This is a genomic window from Methanococcoides sp. DA23, from assembly GCF_057593895.1.
This window is the reverse complement of sequence record NZ_CM172520.1, coordinates 1,816,493-1,833,241: the sequence shown is the minus strand read 5'-3', so window position 1 is coordinate 1,833,241 and position 16,749 is coordinate 1,816,493. Positions and strand designations below refer to the sequence as shown.

The 16,749-nt window shown below is 42.4% G+C and carries 15 protein-coding genes and 2 tRNA genes; 9 read left to right on the top strand and 8 right to left on the bottom strand.

Annotation, left to right across the window (positions count from 1 at the left end; all coding sequences use genetic code 11):
- Positions 1–73 precede the first annotated feature (73 nt).
- The 5 genes from AC20MK_RS09000 (at position 74) to AC20MK_RS08980 (ending at position 3,962) form a co-directional block, all read left to right on the top strand.
- A complete protein-coding gene (locus AC20MK_RS09000) occupies positions 74–1,417 on the top strand; it encodes an RNase J family beta-CASP ribonuclease (RefSeq protein WP_487355498.1) in 1,344 nt (447 codons plus the stop codon).
- Positions 1,418–1,445: 28 nt separating this feature from the next.
- Positions 1,446–2,414 carry a polyprenyl synthetase family protein gene (locus tag AC20MK_RS08995; RefSeq protein ID WP_487355497.1) on the top strand — a complete coding sequence of 323 codons (969 nt, stop codon included), beginning with the start codon at positions 1,446–1,448 and terminating at the stop codon, positions 2,412–2,414.
- Between the two features lie 216 nt (positions 2,415–2,630).
- On the top strand, positions 2,631–3,656 hold the full coding sequence (gene amrS, locus AC20MK_RS08990) for an AmmeMemoRadiSam system radical SAM enzyme (RefSeq protein WP_487355496.1): 1,026 nt from the start codon (positions 2,631–2,633) through the stop codon (positions 3,654–3,656).
- Positions 3,657–3,791: 135 nt separating this feature from the next.
- Positions 3,792–3,864: transfer RNA gene (locus AC20MK_RS08985), tRNA-Asn, on the top strand.
- Positions 3,865–3,887: 23 nt separating this feature from the next.
- A tRNA-Ile gene (locus tag AC20MK_RS08980) sits at positions 3,888–3,962 on the top strand.
- Between the two features lie 188 nt (positions 3,963–4,150).
- On the opposite strand, the gene AC20MK_RS08975 is transcribed toward AC20MK_RS08980, so the two are convergent.
- The 4 genes from AC20MK_RS08975 to AC20MK_RS08960 form a co-directional block, all read right to left on the bottom strand.
- Complete coding sequence (locus AC20MK_RS08975; protein WP_487355495.1) at positions 4,151–4,483, bottom strand: ArsR/SmtB family transcription factor; 333 nt, start codon at positions 4,481–4,483, stop codon at positions 4,151–4,153.
- 220 nt (positions 4,484–4,703) lie between these two features.
- Positions 4,704–5,207, bottom strand: coding sequence for a diacylglycerol/polyprenol kinase family protein (locus AC20MK_RS08970; protein ID WP_487355494.1), 504 nt, complete (start codon positions 5,205–5,207; stop codon positions 4,704–4,706).
- Between the two features lie 162 nt (positions 5,208–5,369).
- A complete protein-coding gene (locus AC20MK_RS08965; protein ID WP_487355493.1) occupies positions 5,370–6,521 on the bottom strand; it encodes a UDP-N-acetylglucosamine--N-acetylmuramyl-(pentapeptide) pyrophosphoryl-undecaprenol N-acetylglucosamine transferase in 1,152 nt (383 codons plus the stop codon).
- Positions 6,518–7,363: a phosphatase PAP2 family protein gene (locus tag AC20MK_RS08960; RefSeq protein ID WP_487355492.1), complete on the bottom strand. Its 846-nt coding sequence runs from the start codon at positions 7,361–7,363 to the stop codon at positions 6,518–6,520. The genes AC20MK_RS08965 and AC20MK_RS08960 overlap by 4 nt, the downstream gene beginning before the upstream one ends.
- Before the next feature lie 217 nt (positions 7,364–7,580).
- Between AC20MK_RS08960 and AC20MK_RS08955 the strand changes: the two genes are divergently transcribed.
- The 4 genes from AC20MK_RS08955 (at position 7,581) to AC20MK_RS08940 (ending at position 11,305) form a co-directional block, all read left to right on the top strand.
- The gene (locus AC20MK_RS08955) at positions 7,581–8,600 is read left to right on the top strand and encodes a lysylphosphatidylglycerol synthase transmembrane domain-containing protein (RefSeq protein WP_487357095.1); all 1,020 of its coding nucleotides are present in this window, start codon (positions 7,581–7,583) and stop codon (positions 8,598–8,600) included.
- 156 nt (positions 8,601–8,756) lie between these two features.
- Positions 8,757–9,149: a DUF2209 family protein gene (locus AC20MK_RS08950; protein WP_487355491.1), complete on the top strand. Its 393-nt coding sequence runs from the start codon at positions 8,757–8,759 to the stop codon at positions 9,147–9,149.
- A 37-nt stretch (positions 9,150–9,186) separates the two neighbouring features.
- Positions 9,187–10,428: a GTPase HflX gene (hflX, locus tag AC20MK_RS08945; protein WP_487355490.1), complete on the top strand. Its 1,242-nt coding sequence runs from the start codon at positions 9,187–9,189 to the stop codon at positions 10,426–10,428.
- 205 nt (positions 10,429–10,633) lie between these two features.
- Positions 10,634–11,305, top strand: coding sequence for a CehA/McbA family metallohydrolase (locus AC20MK_RS08940; RefSeq protein WP_487355489.1), 672 nt, complete (start codon positions 10,634–10,636; stop codon positions 11,303–11,305).
- A gap of 17 nt (positions 11,306–11,322) precedes the next feature.
- Here AC20MK_RS08940 and AC20MK_RS08935 read toward each other — a convergent pair whose 3' ends face one another.
- From AC20MK_RS08935 to AC20MK_RS08920, 4 genes are all read right to left on the bottom strand, one after another.
- Complete coding sequence (locus AC20MK_RS08935) at positions 11,323–12,360, bottom strand: AI-2E family transporter (protein WP_487355488.1); 1,038 nt, start codon at positions 12,358–12,360, stop codon at positions 11,323–11,325.
- 66 nt (positions 12,361–12,426) lie between these two features.
- On the bottom strand, positions 12,427–13,962 hold the full coding sequence (locus tag AC20MK_RS08930; RefSeq protein WP_487355487.1) for a sensor histidine kinase: 1,536 nt from the start codon (positions 13,960–13,962) through the stop codon (positions 12,427–12,429).
- A 128-nt stretch (positions 13,963–14,090) separates the two neighbouring features.
- Entirely contained in the window at positions 14,091–15,218 is a 1,128-nt protein-coding gene (proB, locus tag AC20MK_RS08925) for a glutamate 5-kinase (RefSeq protein ID WP_487355486.1), read from the bottom strand.
- Positions 15,219–15,244: 26 nt separating this feature from the next.
- Positions 15,245–16,594 (bottom strand): glutamate-5-semialdehyde dehydrogenase, encoded by a 1,350-nt coding sequence (locus tag AC20MK_RS08920; protein ID WP_487355485.1) that lies wholly within the window; start codon positions 16,592–16,594, stop codon positions 15,245–15,247.
- Positions 16,595–16,749: the final 155 nt, after the last annotated feature.

Sequence of the window (16,749 nt, the reverse complement as noted above, 5' to 3'; positions counted from 1 at the left end):
CACAGTCATTTTTTGGTCAGATGACCGAAAGTTATCATTGAATTAGAAAATACAGATAAATTGGAGGAATTAGATGACAGATATTGGAATCATAGCAGTAGGCGGCTATAACGAAATGGGTCGTAATATGACTGCTATAAGAGTTGACGAAGACATCATTATAGTAGATATGGGTCTGAGATTAGATAGGGTCCAGATACATGAGGATGTGGAAATTGATAAGATGCATTCCCTTGAGCTTATAGAAATGGGTGCAATACCTGATGATACTATCATGAAACAGGTCAACGGCAACGTTGTTGCTATTGTTTGTACGCATGGTCACCTTGACCACATCGGTGCAATACCAAAACTTGCTCACAGGTACACTGCTCCTATCATCGGTACACCTTATACGGTAGCCCTTGTAAAGCAGCAGATCGATTCCGAACGTAAGTTCGGTGTCAAGAACAAGATCATTCCGGTAGAGGCTGGTGACACCTATAGGATAAACGATAATGTTTCCATTGAACTTATCCGTGTACAGCACAGTATAATCGATGCGGTGTTCGTTGCAGTACATACACCTGTAGGTGCTGTCCTTTACGCATGTGATTTCAAGCTTGACCGCACACCAACACTTGGTGAGGCGCCTGACTTTGAAAGGCTCAGGGAGCTTGGTGAGGAAGGTGTCATTTGCATGATGGTAGAGAGTACCAATGCAAACCGTAAAGGTAAGACTCCCTCAGAAAAGATCGCTCATGATATGGTGCGCGATGTACTTCTGGGTACCGAGGAATCCGATGCCGGTATGATAGTCACTACATTCGCATCTCACATTGCACGTATCAACTCTATCATTCAGGTTGCAGGAGAGATGGGCCGTATACCTGTGCTCATGGGACGTTCCATGGACAAATATGTGGTAACTGCAAAGAACATGGGATATATCGATTTCCCGAAGAATGTTGAGATATACGGTAAACGTAAGGATATCGACCGGGCGTTCAAGAAGATCATGGCAGAAGGCAAAGAAAAATACTTGCCTATCGTTACAGGTCATCAGGGCGAACCAGGTGCTATCCTTTCACGTGTTGCAAGTGGTGACACACCATTTGAAATTGAATCCGGTGACCGTATAATATTCTCTGCAAATATCATCCCAAGCCCTATGACGCAAGCAAACCGCTATGCACTCGAGACCAAGCTTAAGATGAAGGGCGGCCGTATCTATGATGATGTGCACGTTTCAGGTCACGCTTACCGTGAAGACCACTGGGAACTTCTGAGAATGATCAATCCTGAACATGTGATCCCTGCACACGGAAACATCGAGATGCACAGTGCTTACATCGAAATGGCGGAAGATGCAGGCTATATCCTTGGCGATACGGTCCACATGCTTAGAAATGGTGAAGAACTATATATTGAAGAATGATTATTTAAATTAAATCGGGTGTGAACACATGGATCTTATGGATGAGATAAAAAAACGAAGTGTATATGTTGATAAGGGTATAGGAGAATTTCTTCCGATCTCACATCCGGAAGAGCTCTATAAAGCTTCGAGATATTTACCTGATGCTGGTGGAAAGCGTCTTCGCCCAGCGGTTCTCATGCTTTCCACTGAAGCTGTCGGCGGTGACCCTATGTCAGTTATCCCGGCAGCCGTTGCACTGGAACTGGTCCACAATTTCACCCTTGTTCATGATGATATCATGGACAATGACGATGTAAGGCGCGGAATGCCTGCTGTCCATGTAAAGTGGGGAAGCGAAGGCGCTATCCTTGCAGGAGATACTCTTTATTCAAAAGCTTTTGAGATCCTTTCTGTTATGGAAAAGGATCCTGAAAGTATTCTGAAATGTGTTGCACTTCTTTCCAGGACCTGTACCGAGATATGTGAAGGTCAGTGGATGGATATAGATTTTGAGAAACGCGATACAGTTTCAGAAGAAGAGTATCTTGAAATGGTCGAAAAGAAGACCTCGGTGCTTTACGGTGCAGCAGCTAAAGTAGGTGCACTTCTGGGTGGAGCTTCCGATGAGGTTGCTGATGCTATGTATGAATTCGGTCGTCTTGTTGGCATAAGTTTCCAGATACAGGATGATATCATCGATATGGTAACTCCTGAAGATGTCCTTGGTAAGGTCAGAGGCAGTGATCTCATTGAAGGAAAGAGGACTCTGATAGCTATTCATGCACTCAACCATGGTGTCGAACTGGATATATTCGGCAAGGGTGGTTCAGTTTCTCCAGAACAGATAGATGAAGCGGTTTCTATTCTCGAAGACTCGGGTTCAATAAAATATGCACAGGACCTTTCCACAGAAACACTTGAGAGGGGTAAGAAAATGCTCGATATCCTTGGTGATTCCGAAGCAAAGAACATTCTTCTTGCTGTTGCAGACTATATGGTGACCCGAAATTACTGATCTGATAGGGTTAGTATCCCCTTAATTTCAAGGGGATCATCTTATTTTTATTATCTTTTTTCATAGGGTCAAATTAATTTTATTGTTTCTATTCCGGATCTCTGAACTATTGTTTCATTAGCTCTACTTTGTTCAGTATGGATCTGCCGTTGAGGATGAGGTGAATTATTCAATAATCTTTTTAACCATCAACTCATTGTAGTTTTGGGGAATGGGATGATAAAAGAAGCAATGTTCTATGAAAAGCTGGAAGACGGGAAAGTAAGGTGTAGCCTGTGCAATCATCGTTGCAGGATCTCTCAGGGCAAGACCGGTATTTGTGGGGTACGTGAGAATCGTGAGGGTACTCTTTATTCTTTGATCTATGCTACGGTTTCCAGTGAAGCCGTCGACCCGATCGAGAAAAAACCACTTTTCCATTTTAATCCAGGTTCATCCGTTTATTCTTTGGGGACCATCGGGTGCAATTTCAGGTGCAAACACTGTCAGAACTGGACAATTTCACAGGTCAGCCTCGATGAGGCACATTCGATAGAAATAACTCCCGAACAGGCCATAGAGCGGGCTATCGCTACGGGATGTAAGTCGATAGCATGGACGTATAATGAGCCTACCATATGGTATGAATATACCTATGATTCTGCAAAGCTTGCAAAAGAGGCTGGACTGAACACGGTCTATGTGACCAACGGCTACATCACACCTGAGGCACTGGAACACATATCCCCCTATCTTGATGCTTTCAGGGTGGATATCAAGGCTTTTACAGAAAAATTCTATAAGGAAGTCGTGGGTGCCCGGCTTGCACCTGTTCTGGAGTCTGCAAAGCTTGCGAGGAAGCTTGGGATGCATGTTGAGGTAGTAAACCTTGTAATTCCTACGTTAAATGATTCTGAGGATGAGTTGCGTGAGCTTTCCGAATGGGTGTTTGATAACCTAGGCGAGGATACTCCTGTTCATTTCACAAGGTTCCAGCCCCACTACAAAATGAAAGATCTTCCTCCTACTCCCGTTGAGACCCTGGAAACGGCACACAGGATCGCATTAGAAGCGGGATTGAAGTATGTCTATCTCGGTAATGTGTTCGGGCATAAATATGAGAACACTTTTTGTCCATCCTGTGGTGAGCCTGTTATTGCACGAGGTGTCTTCGATGTGCAGGATAATAATCTCACTCCGGAGCACAAATGCGGCAACTGTGGGGCACCTATTGTCATCTATGGCGAATATTGTGGGGCTTGAATCTACCTTTTCCATTTATTTGTCGCATAATTGGGCAAAATTCAAGCCTGTTGTGACCCATTTGATGCTTCCAAACAAAAGGTTTAAATCCGATAGCTGCATTATGAGGAATCGTGCGTTGAAGCGCCATCAAGTGCCGCCATAACTCAGTTGGTAGAGTGTCTGGCTGTTAACCAGAATGTCACAGGTTCGAGCCCTGTTGGCGGCGCTCATTTTCTTCTTTTTGTGCGCGGGCCTATAGCTTAGTCAGGTTAGAGCGCCCGGCTCATAACCGGGCGATCACCGGTTCAAATCCGGTTAGGCCCATTCAACTTATTCATCATCTAATTCTCTTAGATCTTGTTATGGTTCCACCTATTCTAATTGCTGGTCTGATATCTATAATATAAATTCTACTTATTGATCTAAAAATGCCGGATATCTATGTAAAAAAGGAAATCGAGTCTATGGCTTAGCCTCATCGTTCCATTTTATATTTAAACTTCATATTTTCCTTATACTTCCACTCTATACTTTTCCGCCTTTTCGGTAGGGTGGTAGATTATCCAGTTCCCTTTCTTTTCCCTTCTAATAAGTCCGCTGTCAACAAGGATCGAAAGGTGGTATGATAATTTGGAATCTGACATCTTCATTATCTCTTTGATGAGGCAGACACAAAGAGGTTGCACAAGAATGAGGCTAAGTATTTTCAATCGTATGGTGGAAGATAGTGCATGATGTATAGCGCTTTGTTCTGCAAGTTTATCCTCGTTCGCTATTCGAAGGGCTATACCCTCTGTGCCTCCAAGTAACTTTACTTCATTCTCGATCGGTTCTGGGATTATCATTCAATACACCACTGGAAGTATGGTCTGTAAAAGCTTGGTCTAATATGTTGTAATACTTATAATCTCTTTTGTGAGTTCTGGTCCTTATGCTTTATACACGATCTCAATAGTCATGCCAAGATCATATGTTTGGCTCATTTGAGGATATCTACAAAACTAATTGAGACTGATCAAATAAATGACTTTATTATATTGTACTTTATGCCATACCTTGATCTCATTATAATGAAGAATATGCTATCAAAACAAGCTGGCCAGTAATACCTGAAAATAGTGGTATAATTAAATTGTCATCTAACTTGTATATCAAAGTTTCAATTATTGTAGCTGCTAAAGCCATTGCTAAAGCTACGATCCAATTTGAAAGGAATAAATAACCAATGACCAAGTTCACAAAGAATTCCGAAAATACACCTTCCCATGCCCTGTCTGGAAGGCTTTTTATCCACCTTTTACCATAACTGATCCCTACCAAAGCTGCTGCAGTATCTCCAAAAGTAGTCATTAGTATTGCTGCAGAAGCAACTTCTTTTGAGAATACACTGATGGCGATTATACTTCCGATCAAAAAATATGAAGTTCCACTAAGTTTGTCCTTTTCCTTTGATCTATAAAGTTTCCAAACAATTGGGATCTTTAATTTCCTTTCGACTCTGAAAAAATCTATTAGTAAGACAAAGCAAAGCACCAGTGTCAAAAAATCAAGTGTGAACTCTTTTCCCATATAATAATAGATAAAAACGATTGATAGGGATACAACATGTACACTTTTTCTGAAAAATTCGTTTAAAATAACAGATCTTTGTTTATTTGATCGCATTTGTTGTCCCTCAAAGTCATATTTTATTTGATACTAGTTTTTCCAATCAAAACTATCAAAATGAGTTTATGATCTCTTTTGTGAACCCTGGTTCATATGTTTTGATCCAAGCATTTCCGTAATGGCTTCAGGTCCATTAAGTGCATGTGAAAGACTGCGCAAGTACTGTGCCTTTTCTTTGTAAGCCTCATCCTCTATTAACTGATGGATATGCTCAAGAAGCTTTTCGGGAGATGTGGAATAATCAAGGTGTTTTCCGCATCCTTCCTCTTCAAGGGATATTGCATTGTTCTCCTGTTCACTGTGTCCCATATCCGGAAATGATAGAATGGGTACACCAAAGGATAATGCTTCCATCATCATACTATGCCCTCCAGGTGCGATAACAAGATCGGAAGCTTTCAGATATGGGAACTGGTCCTCGATGAATTTCATTATGGTGACGTTTTCCGGCAGATCTGTGAACTTATCGGGATCGACACTTGGTCCGGATAAGAGTGTGTAATTGATATTTCTGTCAAGTCTGGCGGTTTCGATGACCTTGTGGAACAATGGCTCCCTGTATCCGAATCCTCCTATTGTTGACAGTACATGTGGTCTCGTAAGCTCCGCTTCACGTACTTCCTTGTACTTCTTCCCAACAAGTGGTCCACTATAGAATACAGAATCGAGAACTCTTTCTTCAAAATCAAGATTATACTTGCAAATGGTATTTGGCATTGGAAAGTCCGGTACAATAATTCCATCTACTTTCCTGAATACCATGCTGTAAAATATTTTTGTTATTTTTCCAATATATTTCATGAAAAAGCTTTTTCCCATGAAGAACTCTTCCATATTGGATTGGTTTACCATCAGATATACCGGTTTTTTCCTCATCCATGCTGAAAAGATGCCTGTGTAGTAACTGTCAGAAACCACAATATCCGGGTCGAAATCCTTTATCTTTCGATATACTTTTCCTATTCCCAGAAATTGTCTGCTTTTGAAGGTCGCGATCACCGAGCTTTTAATATCGAGACTTCCCGAGTCTCCGACCAGCTGTATCTCAGGCACCATCTCTGCTGTTCGTAATCCTTTTTTCTCAATAAGGTCCTTTGAATATCCATATGCTCCGATAAGCACCTCATGACCGGAAGCTTTCATTTGTTGTGCAAGGGATATGCATCGGCTGGTGTGTCCCAGCCCTTCTCCGCAGACAAATAGCATTATCTTCATGATCGTTTACCAGCCTTATTTTCGTATCTTCCAGTGATAAATTTGCTGGACTTCGTGACGATCAGTTCCCGATACCTTGTTGCAACATAATAACTTGTGAATGCCAGCATTATACCTCCTATCAGATCTGTTATCCAGTGGATGCCAAGATAAAGTATGGTGAATTGGACGCTTATGGTCGTAAAGACAGCTAATGCTTTTAATCCTAAATTCTCTGTCCTTGTCAAAATAATAAGCATCGCCATAAGGGAGAGTGCAGCATGAAGACTGGGGAAACAGTTGTCAAGGGTTGGATCGCACATGTGCACTATCTTAACTATTGAAGGGTCTAGTCCGTAAAGCAAAGGGGCCATGTTCGGAAGGGTGTTGCTCGTGACAGATACCGGGAACAATATGTAGAATGGATATGCTACGAGGTAGATAAGTGTGAACGCTATGGAGAATTCCTGAAGGCTTTTTGAATCTTTTTTGTATACGAATATGAGGAATGTTCCCACCAATAGAACTGAAAACCCTATCAGGTAGATAAAAGCTGAAAAATACGTGAGCCAGGGGGTTGCAAAAGCCTGTATGTATGTGACGGCATTGCCCTCTATCATCACCATAATATCTGCATAGTTCAGGGATGGACTAAGTCCTATATATTGTTCTATGTCGATCTGTAATGCCATAAGTCCGAATACTATGGTCGCAGCAAGTGCGTATGGTTGATAGTTCGATATCAATGGGTGGTCATAAGCCCGATGATACAACATTTCCTGCCACTTCCGTTTAACAGTTCCGCCCTCTATGTCGGTAGCAGTTCTATCGGGTATGTTGTTCTCTTCATTTTTGGAATCCATTGACATTCCTCAGAAATTAAGACAAAACAGATATTTTATTATTAAAACATCTCTTTTAGTTGGCCAGTATTCGCACGTATTGTATTTATACATTTTGAATATCGCAACACTCGACGATATATCGCAACAAATTCCTTATATGGGACTACTAATATATGGAATAGTAGTTTTGTGTTAAGCTGATCCACAATTGTAGGGATGATCGAACTTGAATAATATGAAAAAATGGTTGATAATTTCTCTTTTTATTAGCATCATATCTATTATTGCTGTCGTTTTCTACACTTTGGATCCCCAAACACTGGAAAGTATTCGTAATATAAGACCTGAATTCCTTATAGTTGCATTATGCCTGCACCTGTTATCCTATCTTCTTTGGGGCTTGCGTACAAGGTCAATGTGCAGATATCTCGGCTTCGATGTTGCTATCCCAAGGGCCGTTGAGATTGTGACCTCAAGTACTTTCCTTGCATCGGTTACGCCTTCATCTATTGGCGGTGAGCCATTGAGAGTACATCTGCTCGGTCAGGAAAATGTGCCTGTGGGGTCTGCAACAGCTGTGGTCCTTGGGGAAAGATTACTTGATGGAGTACTGATACTGGTCTCTGCTCCGATAGCACTGCATCTGTTTCGTGGTGTGATATCGATCTCCGGGCTGAACACTCTGGTAGTGATGGGTGAATTGCTACTGTCCCTTACTTTCCTGATAGTGATATATGCGGTATGGCATCCCCATCATACAAAGAGGGCATTTAATTATATGATCCATCGTGTTGCTGTATTTACTGGAAAGGCCGAACGTCCACGTCTTGAAAGGCTCACAGATAAATTGGATATGGTCATTGACGATTTTCATAACAGTATGGCCTTCTTTGTCACAAAAGGACGTAAAGGGCTGTTCTTTGGAAGTGTCTATACTATCCTTTTCTGGATAGTTGAATTTGCAATGGTTCCCGTCATTCTCATGGGATTGAACCAGCCACCTGCGATTGTTATTTCTTTTGCTGCACAGGTACTTCTCATGATCTTGCTTGTGCTACCCATAACTCCCGGTTCAAGCGGGATAGCCGAACTCGGTGCAACATCGCTATTCTCTTTATTCGTACCTGTTTACTTGATAGGTATTGTTGTGGTGGCTTGGCGTGCCTTCACTCTTTACCTGAACCTGATAGTGGGCGGTTTTGTTAGCTTTAAGATACTCAAGGATACGGAATACCTGAAGGATCTAATGAAATAATGTCCTGGCAACAACATATTTGCTTTCAAAGGGGTAATATATCCTTAAAACAATAGTTAGGGATAGGATGTTATCGATCAAATTGAAATTAGGTCGAATTGAATGGAATTGATCGGATTAATACGTATTAATATTAAATAAATTGTGAGTGTCAGAATGTTCCCTATTATAGCGGTCGATATCTCCGGAAGACATCGGATAGAAGATGGATATTATATGGTCTGTGCTGCGGTTGCTCTGGAGGTTTCTGCCAGTCATATCGAATCGATCTCACAGATAGTTATTAAACCATTTTTAAGTCCTGCTCCTCCTTCTGTACTCGATATATTAGATATCATCGAGGTAACTGTTTCAGAGATCACTTTCCCTGGGATCATCATTGTTGAGAAGGGTGACCTATACAATCAGCCTGAATGGTTATCCAAGAAAATGTTCTCTCGGGAGATCAAATATCAGGAATCCTTGAGTGAAAGGCTGGCGATAGAGTTTGCACATCATGTTTCCTTAAGTTCCAGAAAACTTCTTATGAAAGAGCTCGATATTGAGTGAGCCTGAATGTCAGTCTGAAAATAGTAAAAGGTCTATCATGAAAAAAGTAATCCTTGTACAGAGAAATGAGCCTGGCGCTGATCATGGTGCAAATGAGAGAAAGCTTGCTGAGCTTAAGGAGCTGGCAAGAGCTGCCAATTACAAGGTAGTGGGTGTGCTTACACAGACACGTTATCCTGATCGCAAGTATCAGGTGGGCAGGGGAAAGGTCGATGAACTGGCGGAGCTTGTGGATGGATTAGGTGCTGAAAAGGTCATTTTCAATCACCAATTGTCAACTACGCAGATCTATAATATCTCTGAGGCCTGCAAATGTGAGGTTATCGACAGGTTCAATCTGATCCTCGAGATCTTTGCCTCAAGGGCCACCACAAGGCGTGCAAAATTACAGGTGGAACTTGCAAGGTTGCAGTATGAGTTGCCAAAAGCAAGGTCTATAGTTTCTTTGCTTAAAAAGGACGAACGGCCTGGTTTTATGGGTCTGGGCGGTTATGAGGATTCCTATGAGCAGGATGTTAAGAAAAGGATAGTCCGTATAAGGAACGAGATCCATAGCTCTTGTAAGGGCAGTGAGTCTCTTCGCTCTTTCAGACATGAAAGGGGTTTTTCCCTCGTTGCTCTGGCAGGTTATACGAACGCAGGTAAAAGCACCCTTTTCCAGTCGCTTGTGAAAGAAGGGACCGAAGTTGAAGACATGCTGTTCACTACATTGTCACCTACCACTCGTTCCCTTTCAATAAAACAGAGGCGTGTGCTTCTCACCGATACAGTTGGTTTCATCGAGGACCTTCCTCATTGGATGGTCGATGCATTTCGGTCCACCCTTGATGAGATCTTTCTTGCGGACGTCATCCTCCTTGTGGTGGACATGAGCGATCCTCTGGAAGTGGTAAGACAAAAGCTTGTGGTAAGTCATGATATTTTCTGGAAGCGTACCGAAGGGGCGGAGATCGTCACTGTTCTGAATAAGGTGGATCTGGTCGATCCTCATGATGTAAAAAGGAAACTTGATGCGATAAGCTATCTTGCCCCTCATCCCGTGCTCATCTCTGCAAGTTCGGATGATGGCTTTGAAGCGCTTTTGGATGAGATATATGAGAATCTGCCTCATTGGAACCGTTCCCGGATCGCTTTGGATATGTCCGAAGAGAGTCTTTCGATAGTATCATGGCTATATGATGAAGGTATAGTCCATAGCATCGATTACGGGGAACAGATCGTTCTGGATATAGAGGCCCGGGAAGAGGTATTACAAAAAGTTAGTAAATTTAATATCTGATGATCTTGGGTTTATGGGACAATATACAGATAGTTCGTGCTCATACGAAATGTTTATATTGGAGGAGATCGTTCTGTAAAATGCGAACGGGTTTTCCTCCAAACCCCCAAAGTACCACCACAAACTACGATTTAATTGAATCCTTCGTCCCGTTCGCTTTCTTTTCTTCAAAAAGTTTATAAGTTTAGAGAACAGCCTTCTATACATGCGTTTTGATCTTCACGTGCATTCCTGTTTTTCAAAGGACAGTAATTCCGATCCTGCTTCGATCCTTGAACATGCGAAAACGAACGGTCTTGATGGTGTGGCGATCTGCGACCATGATACCCGTGAGGGTGGCCTTGTTTGTTCTCGTCTGGCAAAGGAGACCAATTCGGATATAATTGTTATTCCTGGGGTAGAGGTGACATCTTCGAAGGGCCATATCCTTGTGCTTGACCCGAAAGGGGATATTGAATCGGGCATGACTCCTGAGGAAACCATTGAACGTGCAAGGGAACTTGGTGCTGTTGTGATTATCCCGCATCCTTTTAAGATAACATCACATGGCATCGGTTATGTGGATGGGTTGGATGCTGATGCAGTGGAAGTACTGAATTCCAGATGTGTGACCGGATTTGCCAACAACAAGGCCAGGAAGGTCACAATGGAGCTAGGGTTTCCACAGGTGGGGGGAAGTGATTCACATGAGGCGAAGATGGTCGGTTGCTCATATACTGAGATCGATGCTAAGGATAGGACGCTTGAGTCGGTGCTTGAGGCCATACGTAACGGTAAGGTCAGACCGGGTGGGAAAAGAACACCGGTATCACATGTTTTGAAACAGGTAGTTGTTGGAAGGATCAAAAAAGCTAAAAAGGCTTTAGGTAAAGCCTAACATTTAATTTTTCTGTTTCAATCCTGAACATATTCTTCATTGAACATTTTAAGTATCAATAGGAATGCTGATATCAAGAGTGGTCCCACCACGATACCTACTAGTCCGAAGAGGTAGATACCGACAAAGATGCCAAGCAATGATACAAATGGATGCATTGCACCTACTTTTTTCTGTATGTAAGGTCTTAACACATTGTCAATGTTGCTGAGGATAATTCCTGCTATAAGGATCACTAAGGCTGCAACATAATCCTGTGTCACGAGCTTGAACAGGACTGCTGGCACCCAGACAAGAGGGGCTCCTACAACTGGTAAGAATGACAGTACTGTGGTGACAGCTGCCCAGAGGGCTACTCCGCTTATGCCAACAGCATAGAATGTGATCCCTATGATCGTTCCTTGAAGAACGGCTATCAAAAGTGTGGCAATTAGTGTGGACTGGATGATATTTTTCATCTCTGTCAGAAGCTTATTTGTATTTCTTTTGCTAAAGGGTATGAGGTCCTGCATCTGTTTGCTAACATCAGTATTGGTGGATGTGAACAGATAATATAGCAAAAAGAGCATGATAGTGCCTGATATCAGAAGCCCGCTGATGTTCTGTACTGCTCCTATGAGATATTTGCTAAGGTATGAACCTATGGTGGATGCGAGACTGACTATCTTGCCCTGAATATCAATGTCTGGTGCAATTTCATTTATGTAGCCAATATTCCTCATGATATCAAGATTGTTCGTGATATCCACATAGCTGATATTTGTGGCAATGCTGTTTATTACTACTTCTATTTCCCCTATTATCAGGGTGAAAACGTAGTATAGGGGTAATACCACCAGTATCATTGAAAGTATCATTACCAGGATGGCGGATACATTCCTTTTCAGTTTAAGACGTTCCGTCAGTAAACAGTAGACTGGTTTGAATATGACATACAGGATGAATGCCGCCAGAAATGCATTGATGTAAGGTAATAATGCATAACTCAATACAGCTGCAAGAATAATAATGCTGAGAAGGGCCAGGGCCAATTTAACTGTTCTTTCCTTTTTCATCAGAATCAGTCCGATCTGTTATATTCATAATGTTTGCAGGCAATGCATTACTATTCTATTATCAATTCAACAGGAGAACTGTTTCTTAATTGGCAGTCTCACTCTTAATATAGTGCCTTCCTTGATCTTGCTTGATACGCATATTGAACCATTGTGGGCTTCAATTATCTTTTTACATATGTGCAGACCCACTCCGGTTCCTCCATACTTTCTTCTTGTGGAGCCGTCTACCTGATAAAATCGGCTGAATATGTTCGATAGAAGTTCTTTAGGAATGCCAATTCCGTTATCTTCAATAGTTATAATTACTGATTCACTGTCACTAAGCGCAGAAACGATTATCTTTCCACCTGCCGGGGTGAATTTGATCGCATTGTCCAGAAGGTGGTCTATCATCCTTTTGAGACGGTCTATATCTCCCTGTATTATGGGCAAGTCCTTTTGGATACCTGTTTCGATAGTAAGTCCGTTTTTCTTTATTGCAACGCTAAGGTCTTCAATTATCTCTTCGATGATCTTCGTGGGGCAAAGCGGGACCATATTGTATCTTATGTTCTTTGTGTGTTCTCCGCTTACATAGAGTAATGATTCCACCAGGTTCCTTAATCTGTCTGAATTTCTTAGGACTGCATCAATGGCATTTTTCTGAGCATCATTTATAGGTCCCATATCTTCTTTCAACATAAGTTCGGTAAATCCTTTTATTGAAATGAGGGGCGTTCTAAGTTCATGGTTCAGGTTCGTGAGGAACTGGTCCTTTATGGTGTCAAGAAGCTCTAATTCCCGATTTGCTTCTTCCATTGCCTTTTCTGCGATCTTCCTTTCGGTTATATCATCACCAGAACTAATGGTGCCGATTATGTTGTTGTCCTCATCCCTTAGGACGACATCATGCCAGAATATCAATCTTTCCTCATTTGTTTTGGTGAGAATGGGCTTTTCTGAATATTCCGGCGGTACCAGTTCGCCTTCAAGGACCCCCATATATCCTTCCTTTATTCTTTCTCTGATATATGCGGGGAGGAATGCATCGAACCAGTTCTTTCCGATGATCTCGTCTTTAGGATATCCGAGAACATCACATGCCTTCTGGTTTACAAGTGTGACCTTAAGGTCCTTGCCTATAACTCCGATGATCGAGCCGGCAACATCTACGTATTTTTGTGCCTGATCTCTTTCTTTGATGAGTTGTCCATGAAGTCCCTTCATGCGGAGCAGGGACCGCACTCTTGTTGTGAGCTCAAGAATATCCAATGGCCTTACGAGAAGATCATCAGCCTTCGATTCGATGGCTTTTGTTTTTTCTTCATCGTCCATTACCGAAGTTATCATTATGACCGGTAAAATATGGTTGCTTTCTTCTCCTTTGAGAACTCTGCATACTTCATGGCCATCCATTTCGGGTAAGTTGCTGTTCAAAAGTATAAGGTCGGGAAGTTGCTCTTTTGTGACCATGACCGCTTCACTTCCATTTACGGCCCTTATAATGTCATAATTTGGGGAGAGGTGTGATATCAATGCTTCTGCTTCTCTTTCGTCGGCTTCCGCTATCAATATTTTTTGTTTCTTCTCACTGCTATTATCGTTTTCCCCTATTTCCATTATAGCACCTTTGTTTTTCGTCTCTATGAGTGGATACAATAAAATAAAAATTATAATAAGGTTATGGTCATCCAATTGTACGACATTATCGTTTTGTGAAATAATGTCTGTTTATTTAAAATGAACGTTCATTTGAACAGACCAATATTGTCTTTTTGAACCACATGATCATAGTTCTTGTATCCGAGTATATCTGCTATCTCGTTGGTCTGTTTTCCTTTGATGGCTTTCAGTTCTTCGGATGTGTAATCCGTTATCCCTTTTCCAAAGACAAAACCGTCACATTCAAGTTTTACAATGTCACCTCGGTCAAAAGTGCCTTCAATGTCGAGAACCCCTGATGGCAAAAGGCTCATTCTCTTTGTCAATGCTTCCTTTGCGCCGGTATCTACTACGATGGTTCCCGATGATCTGGCAAGGATTATCCAGCGTATACGATTCTTGTGTACGAACTGATTGGTTAGGAACAGGGTTCCTACCTCTTCGCCATCCAGTATTCTTCGGATGCCTTCATCGACATTACTGTTTGCGATGACCATGTAGCAGCCTGACATATTGCATATCTTGGCGGCATCTATCTTTGTCCTCATGCCACCGACACCTTTCATGCTGGTAGGGTTTCCGCCATAGCTTTCGATGGTGGGAGTGATCTCTTCAACGGTCCTTAGCAGAACTGCATCATCGTGTCTTTTTGGATTTTTGTCATAAAGGCCATCGATATCTGTAAAGAGTATTAACAGGTCAGCTTCCATCTTGCTGGCTACCATCGCTGAAAGTTTATCGTTGTCCCCAAGGGTTGCTTCTATCTCATGGACGCAGATGGGGTCGTTCTCGTTGATTATGGGGATGACCCCATAGCTCAAAAGAGTGGATATGCTGTTCCTGAGGTTGAGGTAGGTCAGGCGGTTGGTGAATGAATCGTATGTTAGCAGGATCTGTGCTACGTTCAAACCATATTTGTGGAATGCTTCTGTCCAGTGCTGCATGAGGACTCCCTGCCCCACCGCAGCGGCAGCCTGGCGTACGGGTATCTCTTTCGGGCGACATCCAAGGTCGAGTATTTCTATACCTATTCCTATGGAACCGGAACTTACCAGTATTATCTGTTTTCCGGCTCTATGCAGTTCAGATACCTGTGATGCTATCGTATCCATGAACTCGTTATTAAGACTACCATCTTCCTTGCTTATGGAAGTTGTCCCTATCTTTATAACGATCTTTTCGGCATCAGCGAATATCTCTTTTCTATTGGTCAAAGTGCTACCTCACATGCTTTTTATCATCATTCGTTGATAATGTCGGAGAGCTTGCGATCAAGTTCTTTGTGTGTGAATGGTCTTGGAGTGTCTCCTGCATAGGTTGCGACCTTGTCGCCATTTCCGAGGAGCACATATTTGTAAATGACAAGTCCTTCCATTCCCACAGGACCGCGGGCGTGTATCTTGTTGGTGCTTATCCCTACCTCTGCTCCTTTTCCATAACGGAATCCGTCTGCGAATCTTGTGGAGGCGTTCACCATTACACTGGATGAGTCGACAAGGGCTATGAACTGCTTTCTCTTTGCTTTGTTCTCGGTGATGATCGCATCTGTATGGTGGGAACCGTACTTGTTGATGTGGTCAATGGCCTCTTCAATTGAATCCACGAGCTTGATGGAGAGGATGAAGTCGTTGTATTCGGTCTTCCAGTCCTCTTCGGTTGCTTTTGCAATGTTCGTGCTGCCAAGTTCTTCTGCTATGGCGTATGATCCTTCATCGAAACGAAGCTCAACTCCTGCCGCATCATACCTTTTTATCATCTCGGGCAGGAAATCTTCGGCTATTTCCCTGTTTATGAGCAGGGTCTCCATTGCGTTGCATACTGCAGGATACTGTACCTTAGAGTCAAAACAGACATCATAGGCTTTATTCAGGTCAGCATCAGTGTCGACATATACATGGCAGATACCATCTGCATGTCCTAGTACTGATATCTTGGTATTATCCTGTATGAACTTCACGAAGTCGTTTGAGCCACGTGGGATAAGAAGGTCGATGTATTCGTCAAGGGCAAGAATGTCCATTACTTCTTCCCTTGTTTCCATGAGCTGGAATGCACCTTTTGGTATTCCCTGGATACTTTCCATAGCTTCCACAAGTATGTTGAATATGACACGGTTCGAGTTAAGTGCTTCACTTCCGCCTTTGAACACTGTTGCATTGCCACTTTTAAGGCAAAGGGACATGACCTGTGGCACCACATCGGGTCGGGATTCAAAAATAACGCCAATGAGGCCGATCGGGGAGCTGACCTGATAGAGATCAAGTCCCTTATCGAGCTCAAGGGTCTTTATTGTCCTGCCGGATGGGTCTTCCAGCTTTATGACATCCCGTATGCCACTGATCATCCCATCGATCTTGGGGTCGGTCACTTTCAAACGATCGACAAGTGCCTGCGAAAGCTTGCCTTCGCTTTTCATCCTTTCAGCTTCTTCAAGGTCGGCTTTGTTCGCTTCCAGTATCTTGTTACGGTTGGCATCAAGTGCTTTTGCCATAGCTTCCAGAGCGTTATCCTTTGTCTGAGTGTCTACACTTGCAAGTACGATGGATGCCATTTTAGCTTCCATTACCTTTTGTTCTATGTCTGTGGCCATGAAGTGATCACCCTTGTGTGAATTATGATGTTCGATATTAAAGAATTGCATTTATCCAATGCTGTTTGAATGCTTTGGATGATGATTACTTTACTGATATAATTAACGATTTATTTAGGGATTTTTACAGTTTGACAGTATTCAGGTGAAAAGCT

What these genes read in the sequence shown, in the direction of transcription:
- hflX (WP_487355490.1), top strand. Translation starts at nt 9,187, where the DNA reads ATGAAAAAAGTAATCCTTGTACAGAGAAATGAGCCTGGCGCTGATCAT.
- AC20MK_RS08920 (WP_487355485.1), bottom strand. Translation starts at nt 16,594, where the DNA reads ATGGCCACAGACATAGAACAAAAGGTAATGGAAGCTAAAATGGCATCC.
- AC20MK_RS08955 (WP_487357095.1), top strand. Translation starts at nt 7,581, where the DNA reads ATGAAAAAATGGTTGATAATTTCTCTTTTTATTAGCATCATATCTATT.
- AC20MK_RS09000 (WP_487355498.1), top strand. Translation starts at nt 74, where the DNA reads ATGACAGATATTGGAATCATAGCAGTAGGCGGCTATAACGAAATGGGT.
- AC20MK_RS08970 (WP_487355494.1), bottom strand. Translation starts at nt 5,207, where the DNA reads ATGGGAAAAGAGTTCACACTTGATTTTTTGACACTGGTGCTTTGCTTT.
- AC20MK_RS08930 (WP_487355487.1), bottom strand. Translation starts at nt 13,962, where the DNA reads ATGGAAATAGGGGAAAACGATAATAGCAGTGAGAAGAAACAAAAAATA.
- AC20MK_RS08950 (WP_487355491.1), top strand. Translation starts at nt 8,757, where the DNA reads ATGTTCCCTATTATAGCGGTCGATATCTCCGGAAGACATCGGATAGAA.
- AC20MK_RS08995 (WP_487355497.1), top strand. Translation starts at nt 1,446, where the DNA reads ATGGATCTTATGGATGAGATAAAAAAACGAAGTGTATATGTTGATAAG.
- AC20MK_RS08935 (WP_487355488.1), bottom strand. Translation starts at nt 12,360, where the DNA reads ATGAAAAAGGAAAGAACAGTTAAATTGGCCCTGGCCCTTCTCAGCATT.
- AC20MK_RS08965 (WP_487355493.1), bottom strand. Translation starts at nt 6,521, where the DNA reads ATGAAGATAATGCTATTTGTCTGCGGAGAAGGGCTGGGACACACCAGC.
- AC20MK_RS08975 (WP_487355495.1), bottom strand. Translation starts at nt 4,483, where the DNA reads ATGATAATCCCAGAACCGATCGAGAATGAAGTAAAGTTACTTGGAGGC.
- amrS (WP_487355496.1), top strand. Translation starts at nt 2,631, where the DNA reads ATGATAAAAGAAGCAATGTTCTATGAAAAGCTGGAAGACGGGAAAGTA.
- AC20MK_RS08940 (WP_487355489.1), top strand. Translation starts at nt 10,634, where the DNA reads ATGCGTTTTGATCTTCACGTGCATTCCTGTTTTTCAAAGGACAGTAAT.
- AC20MK_RS08960 (WP_487355492.1), bottom strand. Translation starts at nt 7,363, where the DNA reads ATGGATTCCAAAAATGAAGAGAACAACATACCCGATAGAACTGCTACC.